This window comes from Sphingomonas sp. GW821-FHT12D09 (genome assembly GCF_058807215.1).
In genome coordinates this window covers 93,226-113,521 of sequence record NZ_JBXAQL010000002.1, presented here as the reverse complement: position 1 = coordinate 113,521, position 20,296 = coordinate 93,226, and the positions used below count along the sequence as shown (strand labels likewise).

22 protein-coding genes are annotated in these 20,296 nt (G+C 66.7%); 10 read left to right on the top strand and 12 right to left on the bottom strand.

Annotated elements, in window-relative coordinates; all coding sequences use genetic code 11:
- Positions 1-7 precede the first annotated feature (7 nt).
- From AC1RPL_RS10355 to AC1RPL_RS10330, 6 genes are all read right to left on the bottom strand, one after another.
- A complete protein-coding gene (locus tag AC1RPL_RS10355; protein WP_493069223.1) occupies positions 8-1,885 on the bottom strand; it encodes a CHASE3 domain-containing protein in 1,878 nt (625 codons plus the stop codon).
- 37 nt (positions 1,886-1,922) lie between these two features.
- The gene (locus AC1RPL_RS10350; protein ID WP_493069222.1) at positions 1,923-2,477 is read right to left on the bottom strand and encodes a F0F1 ATP synthase subunit B family protein; all 555 of its coding nucleotides are present in this window, start codon (positions 2,475-2,477) and stop codon (positions 1,923-1,925) included.
- Complete coding sequence (locus AC1RPL_RS10345; RefSeq protein ID WP_493069221.1) at positions 2,470-2,964, bottom strand: F0F1 ATP synthase subunit B family protein; 495 nt, start codon at positions 2,962-2,964, stop codon at positions 2,470-2,472. The genes AC1RPL_RS10350 and AC1RPL_RS10345 overlap by 8 nt, the downstream gene beginning before the upstream one ends.
- 25 nt (positions 2,965-2,989) lie before the next feature.
- Entirely contained in the window at positions 2,990-3,202 is a 213-nt protein-coding gene (locus tag AC1RPL_RS10340) for a F0F1 ATP synthase subunit C (protein WP_493069833.1), read from the bottom strand.
- A 64-nt stretch (positions 3,203-3,266) separates the two neighbouring features.
- Positions 3,267-4,040, bottom strand: a complete 774-nt coding sequence (locus AC1RPL_RS10335) for a F0F1 ATP synthase subunit A (protein WP_493069220.1) — start codon at positions 4,038-4,040, stop codon at positions 3,267-3,269.
- A complete protein-coding gene (locus AC1RPL_RS10330) occupies positions 4,037-4,342 on the bottom strand; it encodes an AtpZ/AtpI family protein (protein WP_493069219.1) in 306 nt (101 codons plus the stop codon). Before AC1RPL_RS10330 ends, AC1RPL_RS10335 begins: the two co-directional genes overlap by 4 nt.
- Before the next feature lie 176 nt (positions 4,343-4,518).
- On the opposite strand from AC1RPL_RS10330, the gene radC reads away from it, so the two are divergent.
- Genes radC through AC1RPL_RS10315 form a run of 3 tightly spaced genes read left to right on the top strand, consistent with a single transcriptional unit; the run spans position 4,519 to position 6,032 of the window.
- Positions 4,519-5,199, top strand: a complete 681-nt coding sequence (gene radC, locus AC1RPL_RS10325; RefSeq protein WP_493069218.1) for a RadC family protein — start codon at positions 4,519-4,521, stop codon at positions 5,197-5,199.
- A gap of 54 nt (positions 5,200-5,253) precedes the next feature.
- Complete coding sequence (locus tag AC1RPL_RS10320) at positions 5,254-5,832, top strand: hypothetical protein (RefSeq protein ID WP_493069217.1); 579 nt, start codon at positions 5,254-5,256, stop codon at positions 5,830-5,832.
- Positions 5,832-6,032 carry a hypothetical protein gene (locus AC1RPL_RS10315; RefSeq protein WP_493069216.1) on the top strand — a complete coding sequence of 67 codons (201 nt, stop codon included), beginning with the start codon at positions 5,832-5,834 and terminating at the stop codon, positions 6,030-6,032. The genes AC1RPL_RS10320 and AC1RPL_RS10315 overlap by 1 nt, the downstream gene beginning before the upstream one ends.
- A gap of 80 nt (positions 6,033-6,112) precedes the next feature.
- Here the strand turns inward: AC1RPL_RS10315 and AC1RPL_RS10310 are convergent, their stop codons facing one another.
- Entirely contained in the window at positions 6,113-6,646 is a 534-nt protein-coding gene (locus AC1RPL_RS10310) for an EF-hand domain-containing protein (RefSeq protein WP_493069215.1), read from the bottom strand.
- A gap of 264 nt (positions 6,647-6,910) precedes the next feature.
- Between AC1RPL_RS10310 and purB the strand changes: the two genes are divergently transcribed.
- A complete protein-coding gene (gene purB, locus AC1RPL_RS10305; RefSeq protein WP_493069214.1) occupies positions 6,911-8,221 on the top strand; it encodes an adenylosuccinate lyase in 1,311 nt (436 codons plus the stop codon).
- A gap of 670 nt (positions 8,222-8,891) precedes the next feature.
- On the opposite strand, the gene AC1RPL_RS10300 is transcribed toward purB, so the two are convergent.
- The 4 genes from AC1RPL_RS10300 to dnaK form a co-directional block, all read right to left on the bottom strand.
- Positions 8,892-9,776, bottom strand: coding sequence for a DUF2059 domain-containing protein (locus AC1RPL_RS10300; protein ID WP_493069213.1), 885 nt, complete (start codon positions 9,774-9,776; stop codon positions 8,892-8,894).
- A gap of 134 nt (positions 9,777-9,910) precedes the next feature.
- On the bottom strand, positions 9,911-10,309 hold the full coding sequence (locus tag AC1RPL_RS10295; protein WP_493069212.1) for a glycine zipper 2TM domain-containing protein: 399 nt from the start codon (positions 10,307-10,309) through the stop codon (positions 9,911-9,913).
- 346 nt (positions 10,310-10,655) lie between these two features.
- Positions 10,656-11,780, bottom strand: a complete 1,125-nt coding sequence (gene dnaJ / locus AC1RPL_RS10290; protein WP_493069211.1) for a molecular chaperone DnaJ — start codon at positions 11,778-11,780, stop codon at positions 10,656-10,658.
- A gap of 122 nt (positions 11,781-11,902) precedes the next feature.
- Positions 11,903-13,813: a molecular chaperone DnaK gene (gene dnaK / locus AC1RPL_RS10285; RefSeq protein WP_493069210.1), complete on the bottom strand. Its 1,911-nt coding sequence runs from the start codon at positions 13,811-13,813 to the stop codon at positions 11,903-11,905.
- A gap of 162 nt (positions 13,814-13,975) precedes the next feature.
- Here dnaK and AC1RPL_RS10280 point away from each other — a divergent pair, with 162 nt between their 5' ends.
- The 6 genes from AC1RPL_RS10280 (at position 13,976) to AC1RPL_RS10255 (ending at position 18,608) form a co-directional block, all read left to right on the top strand.
- A complete protein-coding gene (locus AC1RPL_RS10280) occupies positions 13,976-14,416 on the top strand; it encodes a copper chaperone PCu(A)C (RefSeq protein WP_493069209.1) in 441 nt (146 codons plus the stop codon).
- Positions 14,417-14,628: 212 nt separating this feature from the next.
- Positions 14,629-16,392, top strand: a complete 1,764-nt coding sequence (locus AC1RPL_RS10275; RefSeq protein WP_493069208.1) for a TadE/TadG family type IV pilus assembly protein — start codon at positions 14,629-14,631, stop codon at positions 16,390-16,392.
- On the top strand, positions 16,389-16,973 hold the full coding sequence (locus AC1RPL_RS10270) for a TadE/TadG family type IV pilus assembly protein (RefSeq protein WP_493069207.1): 585 nt from the start codon (positions 16,389-16,391) through the stop codon (positions 16,971-16,973). The genes AC1RPL_RS10275 and AC1RPL_RS10270 overlap by 4 nt, the downstream gene beginning before the upstream one ends.
- Entirely contained in the window at positions 16,970-17,674 is a 705-nt protein-coding gene (locus AC1RPL_RS10265; RefSeq protein ID WP_493069206.1) for a TadE/TadG family type IV pilus assembly protein, read from the top strand. Before AC1RPL_RS10270 ends, AC1RPL_RS10265 begins: the two co-directional genes overlap by 4 nt.
- 59 nt (positions 17,675-17,733) lie before the next feature.
- Entirely contained in the window at positions 17,734-18,270 is a 537-nt protein-coding gene (locus AC1RPL_RS10260; protein WP_493069205.1) for a PH domain-containing protein, read from the top strand.
- A gap of 122 nt (positions 18,271-18,392) precedes the next feature.
- Positions 18,393-18,608 (top strand): barstar family protein, encoded by a 216-nt coding sequence (locus AC1RPL_RS10255; protein ID WP_493069832.1) that lies wholly within the window; start codon positions 18,393-18,395, stop codon positions 18,606-18,608.
- Positions 18,609-18,677: 69 nt separating this feature from the next.
- Here the strand turns inward: AC1RPL_RS10255 and AC1RPL_RS10250 are convergent, their stop codons facing one another.
- Positions 18,678-20,252, bottom strand: a complete 1,575-nt coding sequence (locus tag AC1RPL_RS10250) for an ATP-binding cassette domain-containing protein (RefSeq protein ID WP_493069204.1) — start codon at positions 20,250-20,252, stop codon at positions 18,678-18,680.
- Between the last annotated feature and the right edge of the window lie 44 nt (positions 20,253-20,296).

Genomic DNA, 20,296 nt, shown 5'->3' with positions numbered 1-20,296 from the left:
AGAGCCCTCACTCCCGCCCGTCGAGCACCTGGCGCACCTTTACCGCGAGCTGGCCGATGCTGAACGGCTTGGCAAGAAAGTCGACGTCATGGTCGAGCATCCCGTTATGCACGATCGCATTGCGGGTATAGCCGGTGGTATAGAGCACCGGCACGTTCGGCAGTATCTCGTGCACGCGGTCGGCCAGGACGCGCCCGGTCATGTCGGGCATCACGATGTCGGTGAACAGCAGGTCGATGCTCGGATGGCTCTCCAGCATCGCCAACGCCTGGAGCGGGCCAGATGCGTGGACCACGACATAGCCGAGCTCGCGCAGCGCATCGACCGACATGATCCGCACCTGCTCCTCGTCTTCGACGACCAGGATGATCTCGCCGCGGCCCTGGGGCAGCTCGGCCGAGGCCGCCGGTGCCGGGCGGCGGTCGTCCTCGCCGAAATGGCGCGGCAGATAGAGCTTCAGGATCGTGCCGACCCCCAGCTCGGAATAGATCTTCACATGCCCGCCGGACTGCTTGACGAAGCCATAGACCTGGCTGAGCCCCAGCCCGGTGCCCTTGCCCACTTCCTTGGTCGAGAAGAATGGATCGAAGGCGCGCTCGATCACTTCCTCCGGCATGCCAAGGCCGGTGTCGGTGACCGAGATCATCACATATTGCCCCGCGGCCACTTCAGCATGGGTGGCGGCATAGGCGTCGTCGAGATGCGTGTTCGCCGTCTCGATCGTCAGCCGCCCACCCTCGGGCATCGCATCGCGCGCATTGACGCACAGATTGACCAGCGCGTTCTCGAGCTGGCCCGCATCGATGAACGCCGGCCACAGCCCGCCGGCCAGCACCGTCTCGAAGCGGATCGTCTCGCCGATCGTCCGGCGCAGCAGCTCGGACATGCCGGCGACCAGCTTGTTCGCATCGAGCGCGCCCGGGGCCAGCGGCTGGCGGCGCGCAAAGGCGAGCAGGCGCGACGTCAGCTGGGCGGCGCGCTCGGCACCCTGCAGCGCATTGTCGATCGATTGCGCGGCCTTGTCGGGGTCCTTGCCGATCCGGCGCTTGGCCATGTCGAGCGACCCGATCACGATCGCCAGCATGTTGTTGAAGTCGTGCGCGATGCCGCCGGTCAGCTGGCCGACCGATTCCATCTTGCCGAGCTGGCGCAGCTGCGCCTCGGCCGCCTCGCGCTGGGCAGTCTCCGCGAGCAGCTGGGTGTGCGCGGCTTCCGCCGCGTCGCGTGCCAGCATCGCAGCATGGGTGCGCCGCATCGCCGTGCGCGTGACGAAGAACGCCACCACCGCCACGCCGATCGCAGTCAGCGCCAGCCACAGCAGCAACAGGGTCGCCTGGCGGGCGGCACTGGCGCTCCGCGCCGCAAGCTGTTGCGATTCGTACGAGCGCATCTCGTCCACCAGCGTGCGGATCGCGCGCATCTGATTCAGGCCGACATTGGTCTTGATGCCCGAGGCCACTGCGGCATTGTCACCCCGGCGGATCATCTCGACGAATTTGGCGAGACGGGTGATCCGGCTCCGGATCAGCGCGTCCAGCTTTACGGCGCGTGCCGCCTGCACCGGACTGTCCGCGACAAGCCGGTGCAGCTCCGCGAGTTCGCCGCCGATACTCTGGGTCCCCCGGATATAGGGCTCGAGATATTCGGTGTTGCGGGTGATCATGTAGCCGCGCTGGCCGGTCTCGGCCTGCTGCACGCCGGAGAGCACGCTGCTCAGCTGCTCTTCCACCTCGAGCGTGTGCGCCACCCAGCGCTGCGCCTGCTGCTGCCCCTGGACCAGGAACAGCGCGCCGACCAGCGCCGCCGCGAGCAATACGAAGGAAACGAGCAGGGCGACAACGCCCGGGTCGCGCGAGGCGGGCATGGTGCCCCCGCCTGCGCTCATATCAAGGGCCGAACCGGAATCCCGCCCCCTCGGCACGTCAGTTCAAGCGACCGAGCCCTGCGATCGTCTTGTCGACGAGCGCCTTGTCGGCTTCCGCGCCATGCTTCTCGGCGATGATCGCGCCGGCTGCGGCTGCGGCGGCATCGGCGGCGTGCGCACGCACTTCGGCGATCGCGGTGCGCTCGGCGGCGGAGATCTTGTCCTCGGCCATCTTGGCGCGGCGCTTGGTCAGTTCCTTGGCGTCGGCCTCTGCCTTCTTGAGCAGGTCCTTCGCCTCGGCCTCGGCATGCGCGACGATCGCGGCGGCATCCGCCTCGCTCGCGGCGGTGCGTGCCTTGGCCTTGGCCAACTCGGCCTCCGCCTCGGCCCGAAGCGCGGTGGCTTCGTCGAGCTGCTGGCGGATCGACGCGATCTTGGCGTCGAGCATCTTGCCGATCATCGCCGGCACGCGCTTCCACAGCACGATGCCGACCACGATGAGCATGGCGATGGCGACGAACATCGGCGCGGTGATGACGCCGAAAGCCGCGGGCTCATGATGCAGCTCGACCGTGCCGGTCTGCGTCTTCATGCCATGAGGTTCCTCAGCCATTGGCCAGCGCCGCCTTCACTTGCTGTGCGACCGACGCGCGGTCGGCATTCACGCCCGAGAGCTTGGCGACGATCGCCTGGACGGCTTCCACCGTCTCGGACTCGATCTCGCCTAGTGCCTGGGCCTTGGTAGCGGCGATGCGCTGCGTGGCCTCGGCGATCTTCGCCTCGGACGCGACATCGCCCTTGTTCACTTCGGCTTCGGACTTGGCGGTCGCCTTGTCCTTGGCCTTGCTCAGCGTCGCGAGCGCCGTGGCCCGGGCCGTTTCCAGCCCGAGCTCATAGGCGGCATCCGATGCCTGCGCGGCGTCCCGGGCAGCCTCTGCCGCGGCGAGGTCGCCGGCGATGCGGGCGTTGCGGTCTTCGACCGTACGCTCGATCTTCGGGACCATCGCCTTGCCGATCCCGAAATAGATGAGGGCAAACACGATCGCGAGCCAGAAGAGCTGCGACGCGTAGATCTCAGGGATTTGGGATAGCTGTGGCATTGGACGTCCCCAGGCCGCTAGTGGCTTACTTGACGACGAACAGGATCAGGATCGCGACGACGAACGCGATCAGGCCCAGAAGCTCGGCACCGGCGAAGCCGATGAACAGGCGGCCCTGCTGGCCATCAGCGGCACCGGGGTTGCGCAGCGCACCCTCGAGGAACGAACCGAACACGTTGCCCACGCCGAGAGCGGCCAGGCCGATGCCGATCGCCGCAAGACCGGCGCCGATGTACATGAGACCAGTATCAGTCATTTCAAACTCCCTACGTAATCCAGATAAACCAAACAAACAGCGCGACTTAGTGCAGATGCACCGCGTCGTGGAGATAGAGCGAGGTCAGCAGCGCGAACACATAGGCCTGGATCGCGCAGACCAGCAGCTCGAGCGCGCTCACGCCGATGATCATCAGCATCGAGGCGAACCACACGCCATAGCCGATCCCGCCCGCGTTCAGGCCCTGCACCGCAAAGCTGCCGAACACTTCGAGTAGGATGTGCCCTGCGGTCATCGCGACGAACAGTCGCAGGCCCAGCGAGAACGGACGCACCATGAACGAGATGAACTCGACCGGGATGATCACTGGCATCAGCCACAAAGGCGCGCCGTGCGGCACGAACAGCGTGAAGAACTTCAGGCCATGCTTCCAGAAGCCGACCAGCAGCACGATGCCGAACGAGAAAAACGCCAGCACCGCGGTCACGGTGATGTGGCTGGTCACCGCGAAGGTGTGCAGACCCGGCACGATCGCCAGCGGCAGGATGCCGATCAGGTTGGCGAACAGGATGAAGAAGAACAGCGTGAAGATGTACGGGGCGAACTTCTTGCCGCCCTTGCCGATGCTGGTGCTCACCATCGAATCGATGAAGCCCACCGCGCCTTCGGCCATCAGCTGCCACTTGCCGGGCACCAGCGCGCGCTTCATGCCACCCAGCATGAACACGAACAGCAGGGCCGCCACGACGAACATGAACAGGGCCGAGTTGGTGAACGAAAGGTCGTAGCCGAGCACGTCAAGCTTGATCAGCTTGCCGACCTCGAACTGCTCCATCGGATTGATTGCGCCGGCGCTCACTCTGCCCGCTCCTTCGAAATCTTGTAGATGCTACGGAAAGCTGCCGCGATCGACAGCGCGAGCAGGCCCAGCAGGAACCACGGGCTGGTGCCCAGCCAATGATCGAGCGCATAGCCCAATATGCCACCGCCCAGCGGCATGCCGATCAGGTCCATCAGCACGCGCGAGCCCTGCTTGTAGCCCTTGGCGTCCCCCGGCGCCTTGGGCACCGCCGAACCGGTGCGCGCAGCCTCGGCCGCCTTCGCATCGGCGATGCGGCGGTCAAGGTCGCTGGGAGCACGGTCTTGGGTCAAGGCGGTCAAGGCGATCCAGATAAGAAAAAAGCCGCCGACACGGGCCAGCGACATTTGAGCATCGCCAGCTGTTCGGCCGCGTTGCTCGGGCGCTTTAGGAAGCACCGCCGGGCGAGTCAACTCTAGGGTCCGGACCCGCGCGAATTCGCCTTGAATAGCGCAGCATTTGCAGGAACAACCCCGCCATGTCCGAAGCCCCCGACAATAGCGGTCACCGCGCGCGCCTGCGCCGCCGCCTGTTCGAGGGCGGACCGGACGCGTTGCTCGATCACGAGCTCGTCGAATATCTGCTCGCCCTGGCGATTCCGCGCCAGGATACCAAGCCGCTGGCCAAGGCGCTACTCCACGAATTCGGCGGAATCGCCGGTCTTCTTACCGCCGACGCCGAAGCACTCGCCCGGGTGAAGGGCATGGGCGAGACCAGCGTCGCCGCCTTGAAGGCCGCCCATGCCGCAGCGCTCCGCCTGCTGCGCGCCGAAGTCGCCGAGCGGCCGGTGCTCGCCAATTGGCAGGCGCTGCTCGATTACCTGCGCGCCGACATGGCCCACCACACCACCGAGCGCTTCCGTGTCCTGCACCTCAACTCGAAGAACATGCTGATCCGCGACGAGCTGATGAGCGAGGGTACGATCGACGAGGCCGCAGTCTATGTCCGCGAAGTGATCCGCCGGGCGATGGACCTGCGCTCGGCGGCGCTGATCCTGGTCCACAACCACCCTTCGGGCGACCCCTCCCCCAGCCGTGCCGATATCGAGATCACCCGCCAGATCGCCACCGCCGGCAAGGGCCTGGGCATCGCGGTGCACGACCACATCATCCTGGGGCGGGAGGGCCACGCTTCGCTTAGGGGGCAGGGGCTGATTTAGCGCGCCTGACATGCCCGGCCTTCGATCCTGTTGCGATCTTTTTAGGAGAAGAGCGTGCCCGTATTGCTCAAGCGCTGCACGACCGGGGCCGCCTACACGCCCTTCGAACCCGACCAGCCGGAATATTTCCGGCCGACCCTGCATTACGCCGAGTTCGTCGCCGGGCGCGCGCCGTTCCAGCCCGGCTATGACCACGTCATTTCAGCGACGCAGGAGCGCAAGACCGCAGGCAAGGTCCCGGACATCATCACCGTGCGCACGATCCGCGTATGCAGCCAGCGCTTCCGGGATTTCGTCGAGCGCTGGGAGCCTGGGCTGCATTTCTTCGAGCCCATCACGCTCAGGCGCAAGACTGGCGAGGATCTTGGTGCCTGGTACAAAAATAGCGTCGGCCAGGACATCGATTGCCTGCTTACCGCAGGGCTCGATGCCTATTTCTCGAACTACCTCGATCACGACGGCAGCATCCGCTGGGAATTCGACATGGGAAACGCAGTGGGGGACGCCTTAGTGAAAAACATCCGGACAAGGCGGTTGCGCAGCCGCTCCGCGTTAGCCGCGAGGCAATTGCAGGCGCGCACTGGTGCACGCTTGGCTTGCTCGGCATCCGCGGCGTGGACTCGCCGATGCTGATGTCCGATGCCATGTACCCCGCCTTTCGCAAGGAGAAATTCCGCGAGCTCGACTATCAGGGTCGTGTCGATGTCTTCGATCAGCCATGGCGGGCCGGGGACAATATGGGGCCCATGCTCGACAAGTGGCGCGCCCGCGAGCGCGAGATCGCGCAGTGCTGGCCCCCGCGTCCTCCGCGCCGAGGCCGCGCCGTCGGCTAAGCGCAAATCAAACGGCCGCCGGAGGCAAGTCCGGCGACCGTTCGGGAGTAGCGCCATGCGTATCCGGCGCGACGAAAGTCTTATGAGGGCTTGGGCGTCAGGAAGACCGTCAGCTCCTGCTTGTTCACCGAAGCGCTCTTGTCGGTATCGGCGGTGGTGAAGGCCTGGGCGGTCCAGGTCGCTGCCTCCGGCGTGCCGGGCTGGAAGGTCGGCTCGGCCGCCTTGCGCAGATTGCCCATCCAGGCGGCGAACTCGGTGGCGTTCAGCTTGCCGTCGGCATCCTTGTCATAGCCGCCAAAGTCGCGGCCCACGGCCTGGGCGACCTGCTCCTGGGTCGCCGCCGGCTGCGTGGCGGGCGTCGCTTCGGCAGTCGCTACCGGCTGGGCAGCGGGTTCCGCTGCGGTCGTGCCGGTTTCCTGCGCCAAGCCCTGGGCGGGCTGAGTCGCGGGTTGGGCCGGTGCCGTCTGGGCCGTGGTTGCGTGATCCTGCGCGGCGGGCGCCTTGTCGTCGGTCGCGGGTGGCGTGGACTGTTCCTGCATCGGCACGGCCTGCGCCGGCTGCGTATTGTCCTGCGCGGGAGCCTGCTGTGCTATGGCAGGAATGGCAAAAAGCATGGAAGTCGCAAGAAGCATGGGCTTCAGCATCTGTAACTCTCCTGTTATTCGTCAGGCCGTTACTTTTCCGGCCCTTTGATGATCTGTTGATGCATTCACGATACCAACCAATCATCTCATCGTAATTTCCTCAACTCATCTCCACGAAAAGCCAGCTCATCGCTTTTGATTTGCCCTGTGGCCCGCCTGCAACTGGACCGCTTCGGTTGCCCCTCTCCCCCCCGCTTGCTAGGGGCGCGCCACACTCCCGGCGAAAGGCTTGCAATGGTCCCCCGTTATTCGCGCCCCGAAATGACCGCGCTCTGGTCGCCGGAGGCGCGCTTCCGCATCTGGTTCGAGATCGAGGCGCACGCCACCGAGGCGCTGGCCGAACTCGGCGTGGTGCCGAAGAGCGCCGCCAAGGCGCTGTGGGACTGGTGGGCGACCAGCCCGGCGATCGACGTCGCCGCGATCGACGCGATCGAGGCCGTGACCAAGCACGACGTCATCGCCTTCCTCACCTGGGTGGCCGAGCAGGTCGGCGACGAAGCCCGCTTCATGCACCAGGGCATGACCAGCTCGGACGTGCTCGACACTTGCCTGGCGGTCCAGCTCGCTCGCGCATCGGACATCCTGCTCGCCGACATCGACCAGCTGCTCGACGTGCTCAAGCGCCGCGCCTATGAGCACAAGCTGACCCCGACGATCGGCCGCAGCCACGGCATCCATGCCGAGCCGGTCACCTTCGGCCTCAAGCTTGCCGAGGCCTATGCCGAGTTCAAGCGCAACCGCGAGCGCCTGGTCTTCGCCCGCGCCGACATCGCCACCTGCGCGATCTCGGGCGCGGTCGGCACCTTCGCCAATATCGATCCGCGCGTCGAAGCGCATGTCGCCGAGAAGCTCGGCCTGAGCATCGAGCCCGTCTCGACCCAGGTCATCCCGCGCGACCGCCACGCGATGTTCTTCGCCACGCTCGGCGTGATCGCCTCGTCGATCGAGCGCCTCGCCGTCGAGGTCCGCCACTTGCAGCGCACCGAAGTGCTCGAGGCCGAGGAATATTTCTCTCCCGGTCAGAAGGGCTCGTCGGCGATGCCGCACAAGCGCAACCCGGTGCTGACCGAGAACCTCACCGGCCTCGCCCGCATGGTCCGCAGCGCGACCATCCCGGCGATGGAGAATGTGGCACTCTGGCACGAGCGCGACATCAGCCACTCCTCGGTCGAGCGCTATATCGGCCCCGACGCGACGATCACGCTCGACTTCGCCCTGGCGCGCCTCACCGGCGTGATGGACAAACTGCTGGTCTATCCGGCGCGCATGCAGAAGAACCTCGACCGGATGGGCGGCCTCGTCCATTCGCAGCGCGTGCTGCTCGCGCTCACCCAGGCCGGCGTGTCGCGCGAGGACAGCTACCGCCTCGTCCAGCGCAACGCGATGAAGGTGTGGGAGAGCGACGGCGAGCTTTCGCTGCTCGAGCTGCTCAAGGCCGACCCGGAAGTCACCGCCGCGCTCTCGCCGGCGGAGATCGAGGACAAGTTCGACCTCGGCTATCACTTTCGCCAGGTCGACACGATCTTCGAGCGCGTCTTCGCCTGACGGCATGCGGGGCGCAACCCCGATGGTAATGTAGGATTCGACCCGTTACCCCTCCGAGCGACTCGAACGTGAGGAGGGGCGGTTGGCGATCGGCGCATCGGTGGGCAAAGGCGGGGTCAACGACCTGGCGGACGTGCTCGTCGTCCAGCATCTGCTCAACGCCTGGCTCGGCGCCACCGGCCAGAAGCTGCTCCCCACCACCGGCGAATGCGGCACGCTCACCATCGCCGCGATCACCGGCTACCAGGGCAAGGCGCTCGCAATGCCCAGGCCCGATGGGCTGATCGGCCCCGGCGGCAAGACTTGGGCAGCGCTTTCCGCCCCGATCCTCTCGGGCGCCGACTGGTGGAACGCCAACCAGGCCAAATACCCCAACAGCGCCACCGTCGCCGACCTGGTCCAGCCCTTCCAGGCAAACGTCGCCGCCTTTCTCAGGGCGCTGAAGGACGCCGGCGCCGCCGTCACAATCTCCTCCACCCGCCGCAACGCCCTCCGCGCACATCTGATGCATTACAGCTGGTGCGTGGCGAAGGGCTCGGTCGCGCCGGACAAGGTCCCCGCATTGCCCAGCCTCATGATCCAATGGGATCATGGCGACCTTGCCAGGTCGAAGGCCGGCGCGCAGGCGATGGTCGATCTGTTCGGAATCGCCTTCGAACCCTCGCTCACCTCACGCCATATCCAGGGCCGCGCGATCGACATGACGATCACCTGGTCCGGCACGATCAAGGTGAAGGACAAGGCCGGCAAGGCCCGAGACATCGCCACGCCGCGCTCTGGCGACGCCAACACCGATCTCCACAAGCTCGGCGCGGGCTATGGCCTGATCAAGCTGCTGAGCGACCCGCCGCACTGGAGCGACGACGGGCGCTGAGCTTTCGTAAACGGGCTGGGACCCCGGCGACGCGGCGCCATGCGCGCGCACATATTCCTTCGCGGCGGCCAGCGCGATCGCGTCGATCTCCCGCTGCGCGGCAGCCATGGCCTGCTGGACCATCGCGCTCATCTCGGCCCCTTGCTGCAGCGTCATCGCGTCCGTCTTCCGGCCCGCCCTGGTCTGAGAGAAGGTCCCGAGCGCGGCTATTTCCCGCGGGGTCAGGACCCCGACGACCCCGCCGCGCGCGGCGATCTGCGGAGTCGCTTCCAGCAGCCGTCGGCCGATCGGCCCGGAAAAGAAGGCGACCGCCGCCTCGAGCTCCCCGCGGTCCAGTCGCGCGGCAAACTGGGCGGAAATGCGGGCCTTTGCCGGGATCATCGCCGCGGTGAGGATCTCGCGCATCTTCACCGTCGCCGCGTTCACCACTGCATCGGCCAGGCCGGGCACGCGCTTCTCGGCGATCTCTGCGCGGGGATCGCGCAAAAAGCTCGTGCGGAAGCTGGCCGAGAAGGCCTTTGTCGCGTCCCGCACGATCAGTTCGGTGGGAACGGTGAGCTCAACCAATTGCCCGGCAAGGGTCTGGCCGGCCTCCGGACGGGCCGCCGCCTGCGCGTCTTGGCGCGGCGGCGGGGCCAGCGGCGCGATCGCGCAGGACAGTCCAGTCAGCAATGCGAACATGCGATTCCCCCTTTAACCGCGGCTTGCGCATCCTCATCGCGCCAGGCCGTGCTGGCAACGCCGTTACCGAACGAACCGACGCGAAAAGGGCCCGGCGTTTCCACCGGGCCCCTCCATCTCAAATCCCGAAGGACTTAGCGGCAGCGACGGCCGCCATTGTCCTTGTCGATCGCCTGGCCGAGCAGCGCGCCGCCCAGGGCACCGAGCAACGTGCCCGGGGTCCGGTCGCCGTAGCGGTCGACACTGCGGCCGACGAGCGCACCGGCGACACCGCCCAGCAACAGGCCCGTGGTGCCGTCCGAACGGCGGCAATAATTGCGGCCGTCACGCCCGCGCCAGGTCGGGCCGTTATAATAGCCGCCGCGGTCATTGTAGCCGCGATTGTCATAGCCGCGGTTGTCGTAGCTCCGCTCGTAGCGGCCATTGTCGCCGCGATAGCCGTCATAGCCACCATGGCGCTGCGCCATTGCCGGTGTGGACAGGGCGGGAAGGGCAACGGCCATGGCCGCGAGGCCCAGAAGCGTCTTACGCATGATCTTGTCTCCTCTTCTGGCCGGCACGCAGGGCACCGGTGTTGAGGACAGGTCTAGGCGAGTCGGGCTGAGGCGATGCTGAACCCGGTTTGCAGCTTACGTTAACGTAACGAGCGGTGAGAGGGAGCTGCGGCTTCTTCTTCGTCATGCTGAACTTGTCTCAGCATCCAGCGCGCCACCGGCGATACCGCTTGGGGCGCGTTGCCCCCCCCCTGAAAAGTTCAGGGTGACGGTGGGAAGCGGCAGCGCCGGTTGCCAATCTCGTCTCACATCAAAGCCCGAATGCAAATCTCCCCCGCGGTTAGCCCGCAGGGGAGATTTCCACCTCACGGATTCTACCCAGGCCTCAGCCCAAGGCCGCCTTGAGCTTGGCGAAGAACCCCGTGCTCTGCGGGCATTCGTCGCCCGTCTCGGTCGAGCGAAATTCCTCGAGCAACTCGCGCTGCTTGGCGGTCAGCTTGGTCGGCATCTCGACGACGAGTTCGACGACCAGGTCGCCGCGCCCACGCCCCTGCAGCACGGGCATGCCCACGCCGCGCTGGCGCACTTCGCGGCCCGACTGCGTGCCGGGCGCGATCTTGATGACGTGCTTCTCGCCGTCGAGGCCCGGGATGACGATCTCGCCGCCCAGCGCCGCGGTGGTGAAGCTGATCGGCGCATGCGCGAACAGGTTCGTCCCCTCACGCTCGAACAGGCCATGCTTCTTGACGTGCAGGAAGATGTAGAGGTCGCCGGCCGGCGCGCCGCGCGCACCCGCCTCGCCCTCGCCCTGCAGCCGGATCCGCGTGCCTTCGTCCACGCCCGGCGGCACGTTGATCTTCAGCGTCTTGGTCTTGTCGGCCCGGCCCTCGCCGCGGCAGTCGCGGCACGGCTCATCGATGATCTCGCCGGCACCGTGGCAATGCTGGCAAGCGCGCTCGACCATGAAGAAGCCCTGCTGCGCGCGCACCTTGCCGTGTCCGCCGCAATATTTGCACTGGGTCGCCTTGGTGCCCGGCTTGGCGCCGGTGCCGTCGCACGTGTCGCAATGCCCGGAGACATCGACGGTGATCTCGCTGGTCTGGCCGTGGAACGCGTCCTCGAGCGTGATCTCCATGTCGTAGCGCAGGTCCGCGCCGCGGCGCTGCTGGCGCTGGCCGCCGGAGCGTCCGCCCATGAACTCGCCGAACACGCTTTCGAAGATGTCGCTGAACGCGCCGAAATCCTGCGCGCCGTGGCCTTGGCCGCCGCCGCCCATGCCGTTGCGGAACGCCGCATGGCCGAACCGGTCATAGGCCGCGCGCTTCTGCGGATCCTTCAGGCAGTCATAGGCTTCGTTGATCGCCTTGAACTTGGCCTCATGGTCCTTGCACCCGGCATTCTTGTCGGGATGATATTTGATCGCGAGCTTGCGATAGGCGGACTTGAGCGTCGCCTCGTCCGCGGTGCGCTCGACTTCGAGCAGCTCGTAGAAATCGACTTCGGTGGTCATTTAAACCCGGCCCCCGCCCTGGCCGCCACCCCGGCGAAGGCCGGGGTCCAGGGTCACAAGCGACATCGCCTCTGGCTCTGGATCCCGGCTTCCGCCGGGATGACGGTGGGTACGCATGTTACTTACGCCTTGTTGTCGTCCACCTCGGAGAATTCCGCGTCGACGACTTCCTCGCCGCCCGCTTCGTTCTCCGGCGCAGCATTTGCCTGGGGCGAAGCCTCGGCCGCCTGCTGCTTGTCGTAGATCGCCTGGCCGAGCTTCATCGCCACCTGGGCGAGGTTCTGGCTCTTGGCCTGCATGTCGTCCGGATCGCCGGCTTCCACTGCGGCCTTGGCCTCGGCCACCGCCGCCTCGATCTCCGCCTTCAGGCTCGGATCGACCTTGTCACCATTCTCCTGGAGCTGGCGCTCGGTGGTGTGGATCAGGCTCTCGGCATTGTTGCGGGCTTCGGCGCCGGCACGGCGCTTCTTGTCCTCTTCGGCGAAGTTCTCCGCGTCGCGGACCATCTGCTCGATGTCGCTGTCCGAAAGACCGCCCGAGGCCTGGATGCGGATCTGCTGCTCCTTGCCGGTACCCTTGTCCTTGGCCGACACATTGACCAGGCCGTTGGCGTCGATGTCGAAGGTCACTTCGATCTGCGGCACGCCGCGCGGCGCCGGCGGAATGCCAACCAGGTCGAACTGGCCGAGCATCTTGTTGTCCGCCGCCATCTCGCGCTCGCCCTGGAAGACGCGGATGGTCACCGCCTGCTGATTGTCGTCAGCAGTCGAATAGACCTGACTCTTCTTGGTCGGGATCGTCGTGTTGCGGTCGATCATGCGGGTGAACACGCCGCCCAGCGTCTCGATGCCGAGGCTCAGCGGAGTCACGTCGAGCAGCAGCACGTCCTTGACGTCGCCCTGGAGCACGCCGGCCTGGATCGCCGCGCCGATCGCAACCACCTCATCGGGGTTCACGCCGGTGTGCGGCTCCTTGCCGAAGAACTCCTTCACGATCTGGCGCACCTTGGGCATGCGGGTCATGCCGCCGACCAGCACAACTTCGTCGATCGCCGAACCCTTGACGCCGGCATCGGCCAGCGCCTTGCGGCACGGCTCGAGCGTGCGCTGGATCAGCTCCTCGACGAGGCGCTCCAGCTCGGCGCGGTTGATGGTCTTCACCAGGTGCTTCGGCCCATTGGCGTCGGCGGTGATGAAGGGCAGGTTCACTTCGGTGGTCTGCGCGCTCGAAAGCTCGATCTTCGCCTTCTCGGCGGCTTCCTTCAGGCGCTGGAGCGCCAGCTTGTCCTTGGTCAGGTCGATACCCTCGGCCTTCTTGAAGTCCTCGGCCAGGAACTGCACCAGCTTGGCGTCGAAATCCTCGCCGCCCAGGAAGGTGTCGCCGTTGGTCGCCTTCACCTCGAACACGCCGTCGCCGATCTCGAGCACCGAGATATCGAACGTGCCGCCGCCAAGGTCATAGACCGCGATCGTCTTGCCGTCGTTCTTCTCGAGGCCATAGGCGAGCGCAGCCGCCGTCGGCTCGTTGATGATGCGCAGCACTTCCAGGCCCGCGATCTTGCCGGCATCCTTGGTCGCCTGGCGCTGCGCGTCGTTGAAATAGGCCGGCACCGTGATCACGGCCTGGCTGACGGTCTCGCCGAGATAGCTCTCCGCGGTTTCCTTCATCTTCTGCAGGATGAAGGCGCTGATCTGGCTGGGCGAATAATCCTCGCCGCCGGCCTGCACCCAGGCGTCGCCATTCGGCCCGCGCACGATGGTGTAGGGCACCAGCTCGGTGTCCTTCTTGGTGATCGGATCGTCGAAGCGGCGGCCGATCAGGCGCTTCACTGCAAACACCGTCGAATCCGGGTTGGTCACCGCCTGGCGCTTGGCCGGCTGACCGATCAGTCGCTCGCCATCCTTGGCGAAGGCGACGATCGAAGGCGTGGTGCGTGCGCCTTCCACATTCTCGATTACCTTGGGCTTGCCGCCCTCCATCACTGCAACGCAGCTGTTGGTCGTCCCCAGGTCGATACCGATTACTTTAGCCATAGTCCCTCGTTGGCCCCCAGTCCTAAATCAAACACTTGGCCCCCTGCGCCCCTGCGAAGAGGCAGCGCGGAGAACCGCTTACGTCGCCGGATATAGGTGGCCGCGCGCTTGCCGCAAGAAGCATGGCTTTCTACAGCCGATCCCGAAATGGGAGTCACACGCATGCGGCTGTTTCCGGGCCTACTCGCACTGGCGGCGCTCAGCGCCTGCGCGCCCAAGGGCGAATTGAAAGCGGACCGCGCCTGGGTGCGCCTCCCCGCCGTGTCCGGCCAGCCGGGCGCGGCCTATTTCACCGTCCAAGGCGGACCGGCGCAGGACACGCTGCTGGCTGTCTCCACCCCCGCCGCGATTCGGGCCGAACTGCACGAGAGCATGAAGGGCGATCACGGCATGATGTCGATGGCGCCGCTGAAGGACGTCGCCGTCCCCGCCGCCGGCACGCTCGAATTCGCGCCGGGCGGCCGCCATGTGATGCTCATGTCGATCGGCCCCGCGGTGAAGGCCGGGCAGAAGGTCCCGCTCACGCTTTCCTTCGCCAGCGGCAAGACGCTGCGGGTGGATGCCAAGGTGGTCGGCGCCGGCGATCCTGCACCCGCCGGCTAGGGAGAAGATCCAGGCCGGATCGACATTCAAGTTCCCCCTGCAAGCGAGGGGAGCAGATTCGGCCCGCAAAGGCGGGGATGACGATGGAAACCCCGCCCTCCCGTAATATTACGTGGCGTGGAAATCCCTACCCCCTCGGCAACTAGCTCTTTGGAATTCCAGTCGAAAAGCGCTCCACTGGATGGACCGCATCAGGTCCCGATGCGGAGCAGATGGTGGAGCAGGATCGGCTACAGGTTTCGGGGTTCCTGACGCGTCTCAAGCGGGACCAGCGCGGCACCACCCTGGTGATGATGGCGGCAATGCTGGTGCCGCTCGCTGCCTTTTGCGGCTGCGCGATCGATTCCGCCCGCCTCTATGTGGTCAAGGCGCGCCTCCAGCAGGCCTGCGATTCCGGCGTGCTCGCCGGGCGCAAGTCGATGACCGATAGCTCGCTCACCAACACAACGCTCGACCCCACCGCCACCACGGCGGCGCAGACCTTCTTCAACAATAATTTCCGCACCGGCTGGTTCAGGACCACTGCCGCCAGCTTCACGCCGGCCAAGACGTCGGACGCCCAGGTCTCGGGCACCGCCACGGCCACCGTGCCGATGACGGTGATGTCGATGTTCGGTTATGCCAACCAGACGATCACCGTCACCTGCCAGGCAAGCTACGACATCGCCGATACCGATGTGATCTTCGTGCTCGACACCACCGGCTCGATGGCCTGCCTGCCGAGCGACGACGACAGCACCTGCAATTCCTATGTCTCCTCCGCCGGCACCACCAGCTACACGCGCCCCGCCGACGGCGCCGGCAGCGGCAACGACAGCGTCGCCGGCTATCCGGGCAGCACGGCCTATTATGTGCCGGAGAAGACCAACTCGCGCATCGCGGCGCTCCGCTCGGCGGTGCTCAGCTTCTACGATACCATGGCCTCGTCCGCGGACCCGTCGACGCACATCCGCTACGGCTTCGTCACCTACACCTCGACGGTGAATGCCGGTAAGGCGATCGTCGATCTGTCGCCGGCCTATATGGTCGGCGGCTCGGGCAGCGCGAACGTCCAGTGGAACTATGAATCGCGCTATCAGACCGGCAACCTGCTCGGCACGCCGATCTGGAAGTACCAGCAGCAGAATTTCGACATCCGCAATTTCGTCGCGGGCAATGCCGTCGCCGATCCCAGCAAGACGACCGGCGCCACCAATCGCTGGACCGGCTGCATCGAGGAGCGCGCCACCACCGCCGGCACGACGAGCTTCAGCCAGGGCTCGCTGCCGCCCGATCTCGATCCCGACTTGGTCCCCAACACCAATATCGACACCCAGTGGAAGCCGATGTGGCCGGAGCTGTTCTACGCGCGCAACAACTACAACAGCACCGCCACCGCGACGTCGACCGGGGACAGCAACAGCCACCCCAATATCGGCACCACGCCCTATTACCAGGCAGGCTATGTCTCGTGCGGCAAGCCGGTTTCGCGGCTCGACGTGATGACCCGGACCCAGGTGTCCAACTTCGTCAACGCGACCGATTTCCGCCCGATCGGCGGCACCTATCACGATGTCGGCATGATCTGGGGCACCCGCATGATCTCGCCCTCGGGCATCTTCGCGGCCGACACCGCCGCCTGGCCCGCGCGCCAGACCCCCAACCGCGTCATCGTGTTCCTCACCGATGGCGACATGGCGCCCAACACCGGCGTCTACGGCATGTACGGCAATGAATATTACGACCGGCGGGTGAGCGGCGGCGACTTCACCAACCTCAAGGCCTATCACAATGCCCGCTTCCTGGCCGAGTGCGGCGCGGCCAAGGCGCGCAACATCCAGGTGTGGACGGTGACGATCGATTCGAGCGCCACCACCGAGATGAAGAACTGCGCCACCACCACCAGCCAGGCGCTCGCCACCACCACCGGCTCGGGGCTTTCGACCGCCTTTGCCAACATCGCCAAGCAGGTGGCGATGCTCCGCGTGTCGCAGTGACCCCCGCTCGGTTCCTGCGGGATCGCCGCGGCGTGACCGTGGTCGAGTTCGCCTTCGTGCTGCCGGTGATGCTCACCTTGATGATGGGCATGATGGAGCTCGGCTATCAGGCCTATGTCCAGTCGGTGCTCACCGGCGCGGTGCAGAAGGCCGGGCGCGACAGCGGCATCCAGGGCGCGACCGCGGCGACGATCGACGCCAAGGTGCTCACCCAGGTCCGTGCGGTCGCCTCCCGGGCGAGCTTCGCCACCGGCTATCCGACGCGGCTGAGCTATTCGAGCTTCAGCGCCGTCGCTCCGGAGCCTTTCGTCGACACCAACAACAATGGCGTGCGCAACGCCGGCGAATGCTACACCGACGTCAACGGCAATGGCCAATGGGACGCCGATGCCGGCCGCGCGGGCCAGGGCGGCGCCAATGACGTGACGGTCTACACCGCGCAGATCAGCTACAGCCGCCTGTTCCCCGTCACCCGCTGGTTCGGCTGGCCGGGCACCGCGACGCTCAGCGCCAGCACCACGCTGATGAACCAGCCCTACGCCACCCAGAACACCAACACGCCGGCGACGATCTGCACATGACGATGCTCCGCTTCCTCCGCCGCCTCGCCGCCGCCCGGCAGGGCGTGGCGATGCTCGAATTCGGCTTGGCGCTGCCCGTGGTGCTGGTGCTCGGCTGCTACGGCGTCGAGACCGCCAACCTGGCCATCGCCAATTTGCGCATCAGCCAGATCGCCGGCAACCTTGCCGACAACGGCTCGCGCATGGGCGCGATGACCGCGCTCTCCACCGTCCAGCTGCGCGAGCTCGACCTCAACAACGCGCTCCAGGCCGCGCGCCTCCAGGGCGCCGCGCTCAACCTCGGCACCAATGGCCGCGTCATCCTCTCCAGCCTCGAGAACATCCAGCAGAGCTACGACACCGCCCCGGTCCAGCGCATCCACTGGCAGCGCTGCTTCGGGATGAAGAGCGGCGCGGGCTATGATTCGAGCTACGGCACCACCGCCGTCACTGCCGGCACCGATGCGACCAAGGCCAATGCCGGCACCACTTCCACCGGAATGGGCGATCCCGGCGCGGTGGTCACCACGGTGAGCGGCACCGCGCTGATCTTCGTCGAAGTGAATTACGATTATCAGCGGCTGTTCGGCGGCGCCTTCATGGGGCCCGCCAAGCTCCATTACGTCGCCTCGTTCCTGGTCCGCGACCGCCGCGACCTGTCGCAGCTGTTCAACCCCGCCCCCACCGCGACCCGCGCGACCTGCGACAAATATACGAGTTGAGTTGAAGCCCCGCCGATCCGCGCTATCCTCTCCTCAAGAATTCCCGAGGGAGGGCCCGAATGCCGCAGATCCTGGACCGTTTCCGCTCCTCCACGCTCGGCTGGCTGTTCGGCACGCTGGCCGGCTGGGGCACCTGCTTCCTGTTCCTTGCGGGACTTGCCGGCAGCTTCTATTTCCTCGCACAGGGCACGCTGGTCGGCGCCGCCTGGGTCGCCCCGCTGCTGCTCGCCGTGGCGATCATCGTCGTCCTCCTCAAATGGTTCGAGAACATCGCCATCGCCTATGAGATCACCGAGGACCGGCTGATCCTCCACAAGGGCATCTTCCAGAAGTCGATCGACGAGATCGAGCTCTACCGGGTCAAGGATGTCCGCATCGACTTCTCGATCGTCAACCAGCTGGCGGACATCGGCACGATCAGCATCACTTCGTCCGACGAGACCACCCGCGACGCCCCGCTGGTGATCCGCGACGTGGCCCAGGCCCGCCTGCGCCGCGAAAAGCTGCGCGAGCTGGTCAACACCGCCCGCCTCAGCCGCGGGGTGCGCGAGATCGATATGGTCCAGGAAGGGCTGGGGGAGCCGCCGCTGAGCTAGGACGGCTTTCGCCCCGGTTGCGGACGCTCGTCCGATGAACGATCATCCCGAATGCGGACCATCTACATCGACTGTAACGGCGCAAATCTGCTTCGGAAGTTTGGCAACGCTATGTCGATGCTATTGCCCCTGAAGATGCGCGTTTCTTTGGGCGCAATCTCAACGCGTTCTGGGATGCGATTGAAGGAGGCGGCCCCGGCTGGCCTGGAGAAGTGAAGCTGGTGTTCGCTGGCTCGGCGCGATTGGCGGCATTTCAGGTAGGAGGCGGGCTATCGATGTTGGATGGGCTTCGCCGAATAGCGAACGACGCAACTCAAACGGAGATTGAGTTGGCGTAGCGGTCACGTCTGCTTCAGTGCGACGCATTCCGATAGTGGACTATCCGCAATCCACCCAATAACCGCCGCTCACCGCCCCACCGCAATCTCCCGCCCCACCCCGATCGCGTCCAGGAACGCCCGGTCATGGCTCACCACCAGCAGCGCCCCGTCATAGCCCGCCAGCGCCGCCTCCAGCACCTCGACCGACTCGACGTCCAGATGGTTGGTCGGCTCGTCGAGCAGCAGCAAGTGCGGCACCACCGCCCCGCCCAGCACACAGGCCAGCCCCGCGCGCAGCCGCTCGCCGCCGCTCAGCTCCCCCGCCAGCTTCAGCGCATCCCGGTTGCGGAACGCAAAGCGGGCGCACGCCGCATGGGCCTCGCGCTCGGTCGCCCCGGGATGCAGCCGCCGGAAATTGTCGAGCACGCAAGCCCCGTTCGCCAGCAGCCCGACATGCTGGTCGAGCATCGCCACTCGTCCCTCGGCGCGCCACACGCGCCCGCGGTCCGGCGCCAGTTCCCCCGCCGCCAGCCGCAACAGGCTGGTCTTGCCCGCGCCGTTCGGCCCGACAACCGCGACGCGCTCGGGGCCGACAACCGAAAACCGCCACGGCCCGAACACGCGCTCCCCGCGCACCAGCGCCGCATCCTCGAACGCCAGCAGCCGGCGATTGGCGGGGAGCGCGGTCGGGGGAAGCTCGATCACCAGCGGCGTCACCACTTCCACCGCGTCCCGCGCCGCCGCCAGCCGCGCCTCCGCCTCGCCGACAACGCGCTCGCCGATCCCGGCTCCGCGTCCGGCCGAATTCTCCGCCCGCTCCTTCTGCCGCCCGAGCAAGATCTTCGGCGCCGATCCGCTGGCGGCAAAAGTACGACCGGCCCGGTCGCGGCGCGCCTGGCGTTCACGCGCCTGCTGCGCCCCCGCCTCGGCGCTACGCAGCACGCCACTCGCGCGCTCGACCGCGCCAGCCATCCGCTCGCGCTCGGCCTCGCGCGCCGCGGCAAAGGCCGACCAGCCCCCGCCGAACACCCGCACGCCCCGCGGCGTCAGCTCGACGATCCGGTCCATTCCCTCGAGCAGCGCCCGGTCATGGCTGGCGACCAGCACCCCGCCCTTCCACTCGCCAAGCAGCGCCGCCACCGCGGCGCGGCCTTCGGAGTCGAGGTTGTTGGTCGGCTCGTCGAGCAGCAGCAGGTCGGGCGCATCGAGCCGCAGCCGCGCGATCCCCACCCGCGTCCGCTCGCCCCCCGAAAGCGTCGCCACCCGCCGGTCGAGCGCCAGCGCGCCCAGTCCGGACTCGCTCAGCGCCGCGCTCACCCGCTCCTCCAGCGTCCAGTCCGCGTCGAAATCCGCATCGCTGCCTTCGCCGGCAAGCACCCGCGCCAGCCGGGCAAGCCCGTCACCCACACCGAGCACTTCATCGACACGCCAGCTCTCCGGCCAGCTCTGCCGCAGCACGCCGACGGTCCCTGCGCGCACCACGCTGCCGCCCACCGGCAGCACCTCGCCCGCGACGATGCGCAGCAGCGTGGACTTGCCGCAGCCATTGCGCCCGACCAGCCCGGTGCGTTCCCGCCCCAGCGCCAATGTCAGAGTGTCGAAGAGCCGGACGCCCTCAGGCGTGGCGGCGGAAAGCGTATCCAGGGTTACGAAGCAAGACATGGGGCACCTGCAGGCAGGACGAGACGATCGGGCGGACGATGGTC

What these genes read in the sequence shown, in the direction of transcription:
- AC1RPL_RS10355 (WP_493069223.1), bottom strand. Translation starts at nt 1,885, where the DNA reads ATGAGCGCAGGCGGGGGCACCATGCCCGCCTCGCGCGACCCGGGCGTT.
- AC1RPL_RS10350 (WP_493069222.1), bottom strand. Translation starts at nt 2,477, where the DNA reads ATGGCTGAGGAACCTCATGGCATGAAGACGCAGACCGGCACGGTCGAG.
- AC1RPL_RS10345 (WP_493069221.1), bottom strand. Translation starts at nt 2,964, where the DNA reads ATGCCACAGCTATCCCAAATCCCTGAGATCTACGCGTCGCAGCTCTTC.
- AC1RPL_RS10340 (WP_493069833.1), bottom strand. Translation starts at nt 3,202, where the DNA reads ATGTACATCGGCGCCGGTCTTGCGGCGATCGGCATCGGCCTGGCCGCT.
- radC (WP_493069218.1), top strand. Translation starts at nt 4,519, where the DNA reads ATGTCCGAAGCCCCCGACAATAGCGGTCACCGCGCGCGCCTGCGCCGC.
- AC1RPL_RS10315 (WP_493069216.1), top strand. Translation starts at nt 5,832, where the DNA reads ATGTCCGATGCCATGTACCCCGCCTTTCGCAAGGAGAAATTCCGCGAG.
- AC1RPL_RS10310 (WP_493069215.1), bottom strand. Translation starts at nt 6,646, where the DNA reads ATGCTTTTTGCCATTCCTGCCATAGCACAGCAGGCTCCCGCGCAGGAC.
- purB (WP_493069214.1), top strand. Translation starts at nt 6,911, where the DNA reads ATGGTCCCCCGTTATTCGCGCCCCGAAATGACCGCGCTCTGGTCGCCG.
- AC1RPL_RS10300 (WP_493069213.1), bottom strand. Translation starts at nt 9,776, where the DNA reads ATGTTCGCATTGCTGACTGGACTGTCCTGCGCGATCGCGCCGCTGGCC.
- AC1RPL_RS10295 (WP_493069212.1), bottom strand. Translation starts at nt 10,309, where the DNA reads ATGCGTAAGACGCTTCTGGGCCTCGCGGCCATGGCCGTTGCCCTTCCC.
- dnaJ (WP_493069211.1), bottom strand. Translation starts at nt 11,780, where the DNA reads ATGACCACCGAAGTCGATTTCTACGAGCTGCTCGAAGTCGAGCGCACC.
- dnaK (WP_493069210.1), bottom strand. Translation starts at nt 13,813, where the DNA reads ATGGCTAAAGTAATCGGTATCGACCTGGGGACGACCAACAGCTGCGTT.
- AC1RPL_RS10280 (WP_493069209.1), top strand. Translation starts at nt 13,976, where the DNA reads ATGCGGCTGTTTCCGGGCCTACTCGCACTGGCGGCGCTCAGCGCCTGC.
- AC1RPL_RS10275 (WP_493069208.1), top strand. Translation starts at nt 14,629, where the DNA reads ATGGTGGAGCAGGATCGGCTACAGGTTTCGGGGTTCCTGACGCGTCTC.
- AC1RPL_RS10265 (WP_493069206.1), top strand. Translation starts at nt 16,970, where the DNA reads ATGACGATGCTCCGCTTCCTCCGCCGCCTCGCCGCCGCCCGGCAGGGC.
- AC1RPL_RS10260 (WP_493069205.1), top strand. Translation starts at nt 17,734, where the DNA reads ATGCCGCAGATCCTGGACCGTTTCCGCTCCTCCACGCTCGGCTGGCTG.
- AC1RPL_RS10250 (WP_493069204.1), bottom strand. Translation starts at nt 20,252, where the DNA reads ATGTCTTGCTTCGTAACCCTGGATACGCTTTCCGCCGCCACGCCTGAG.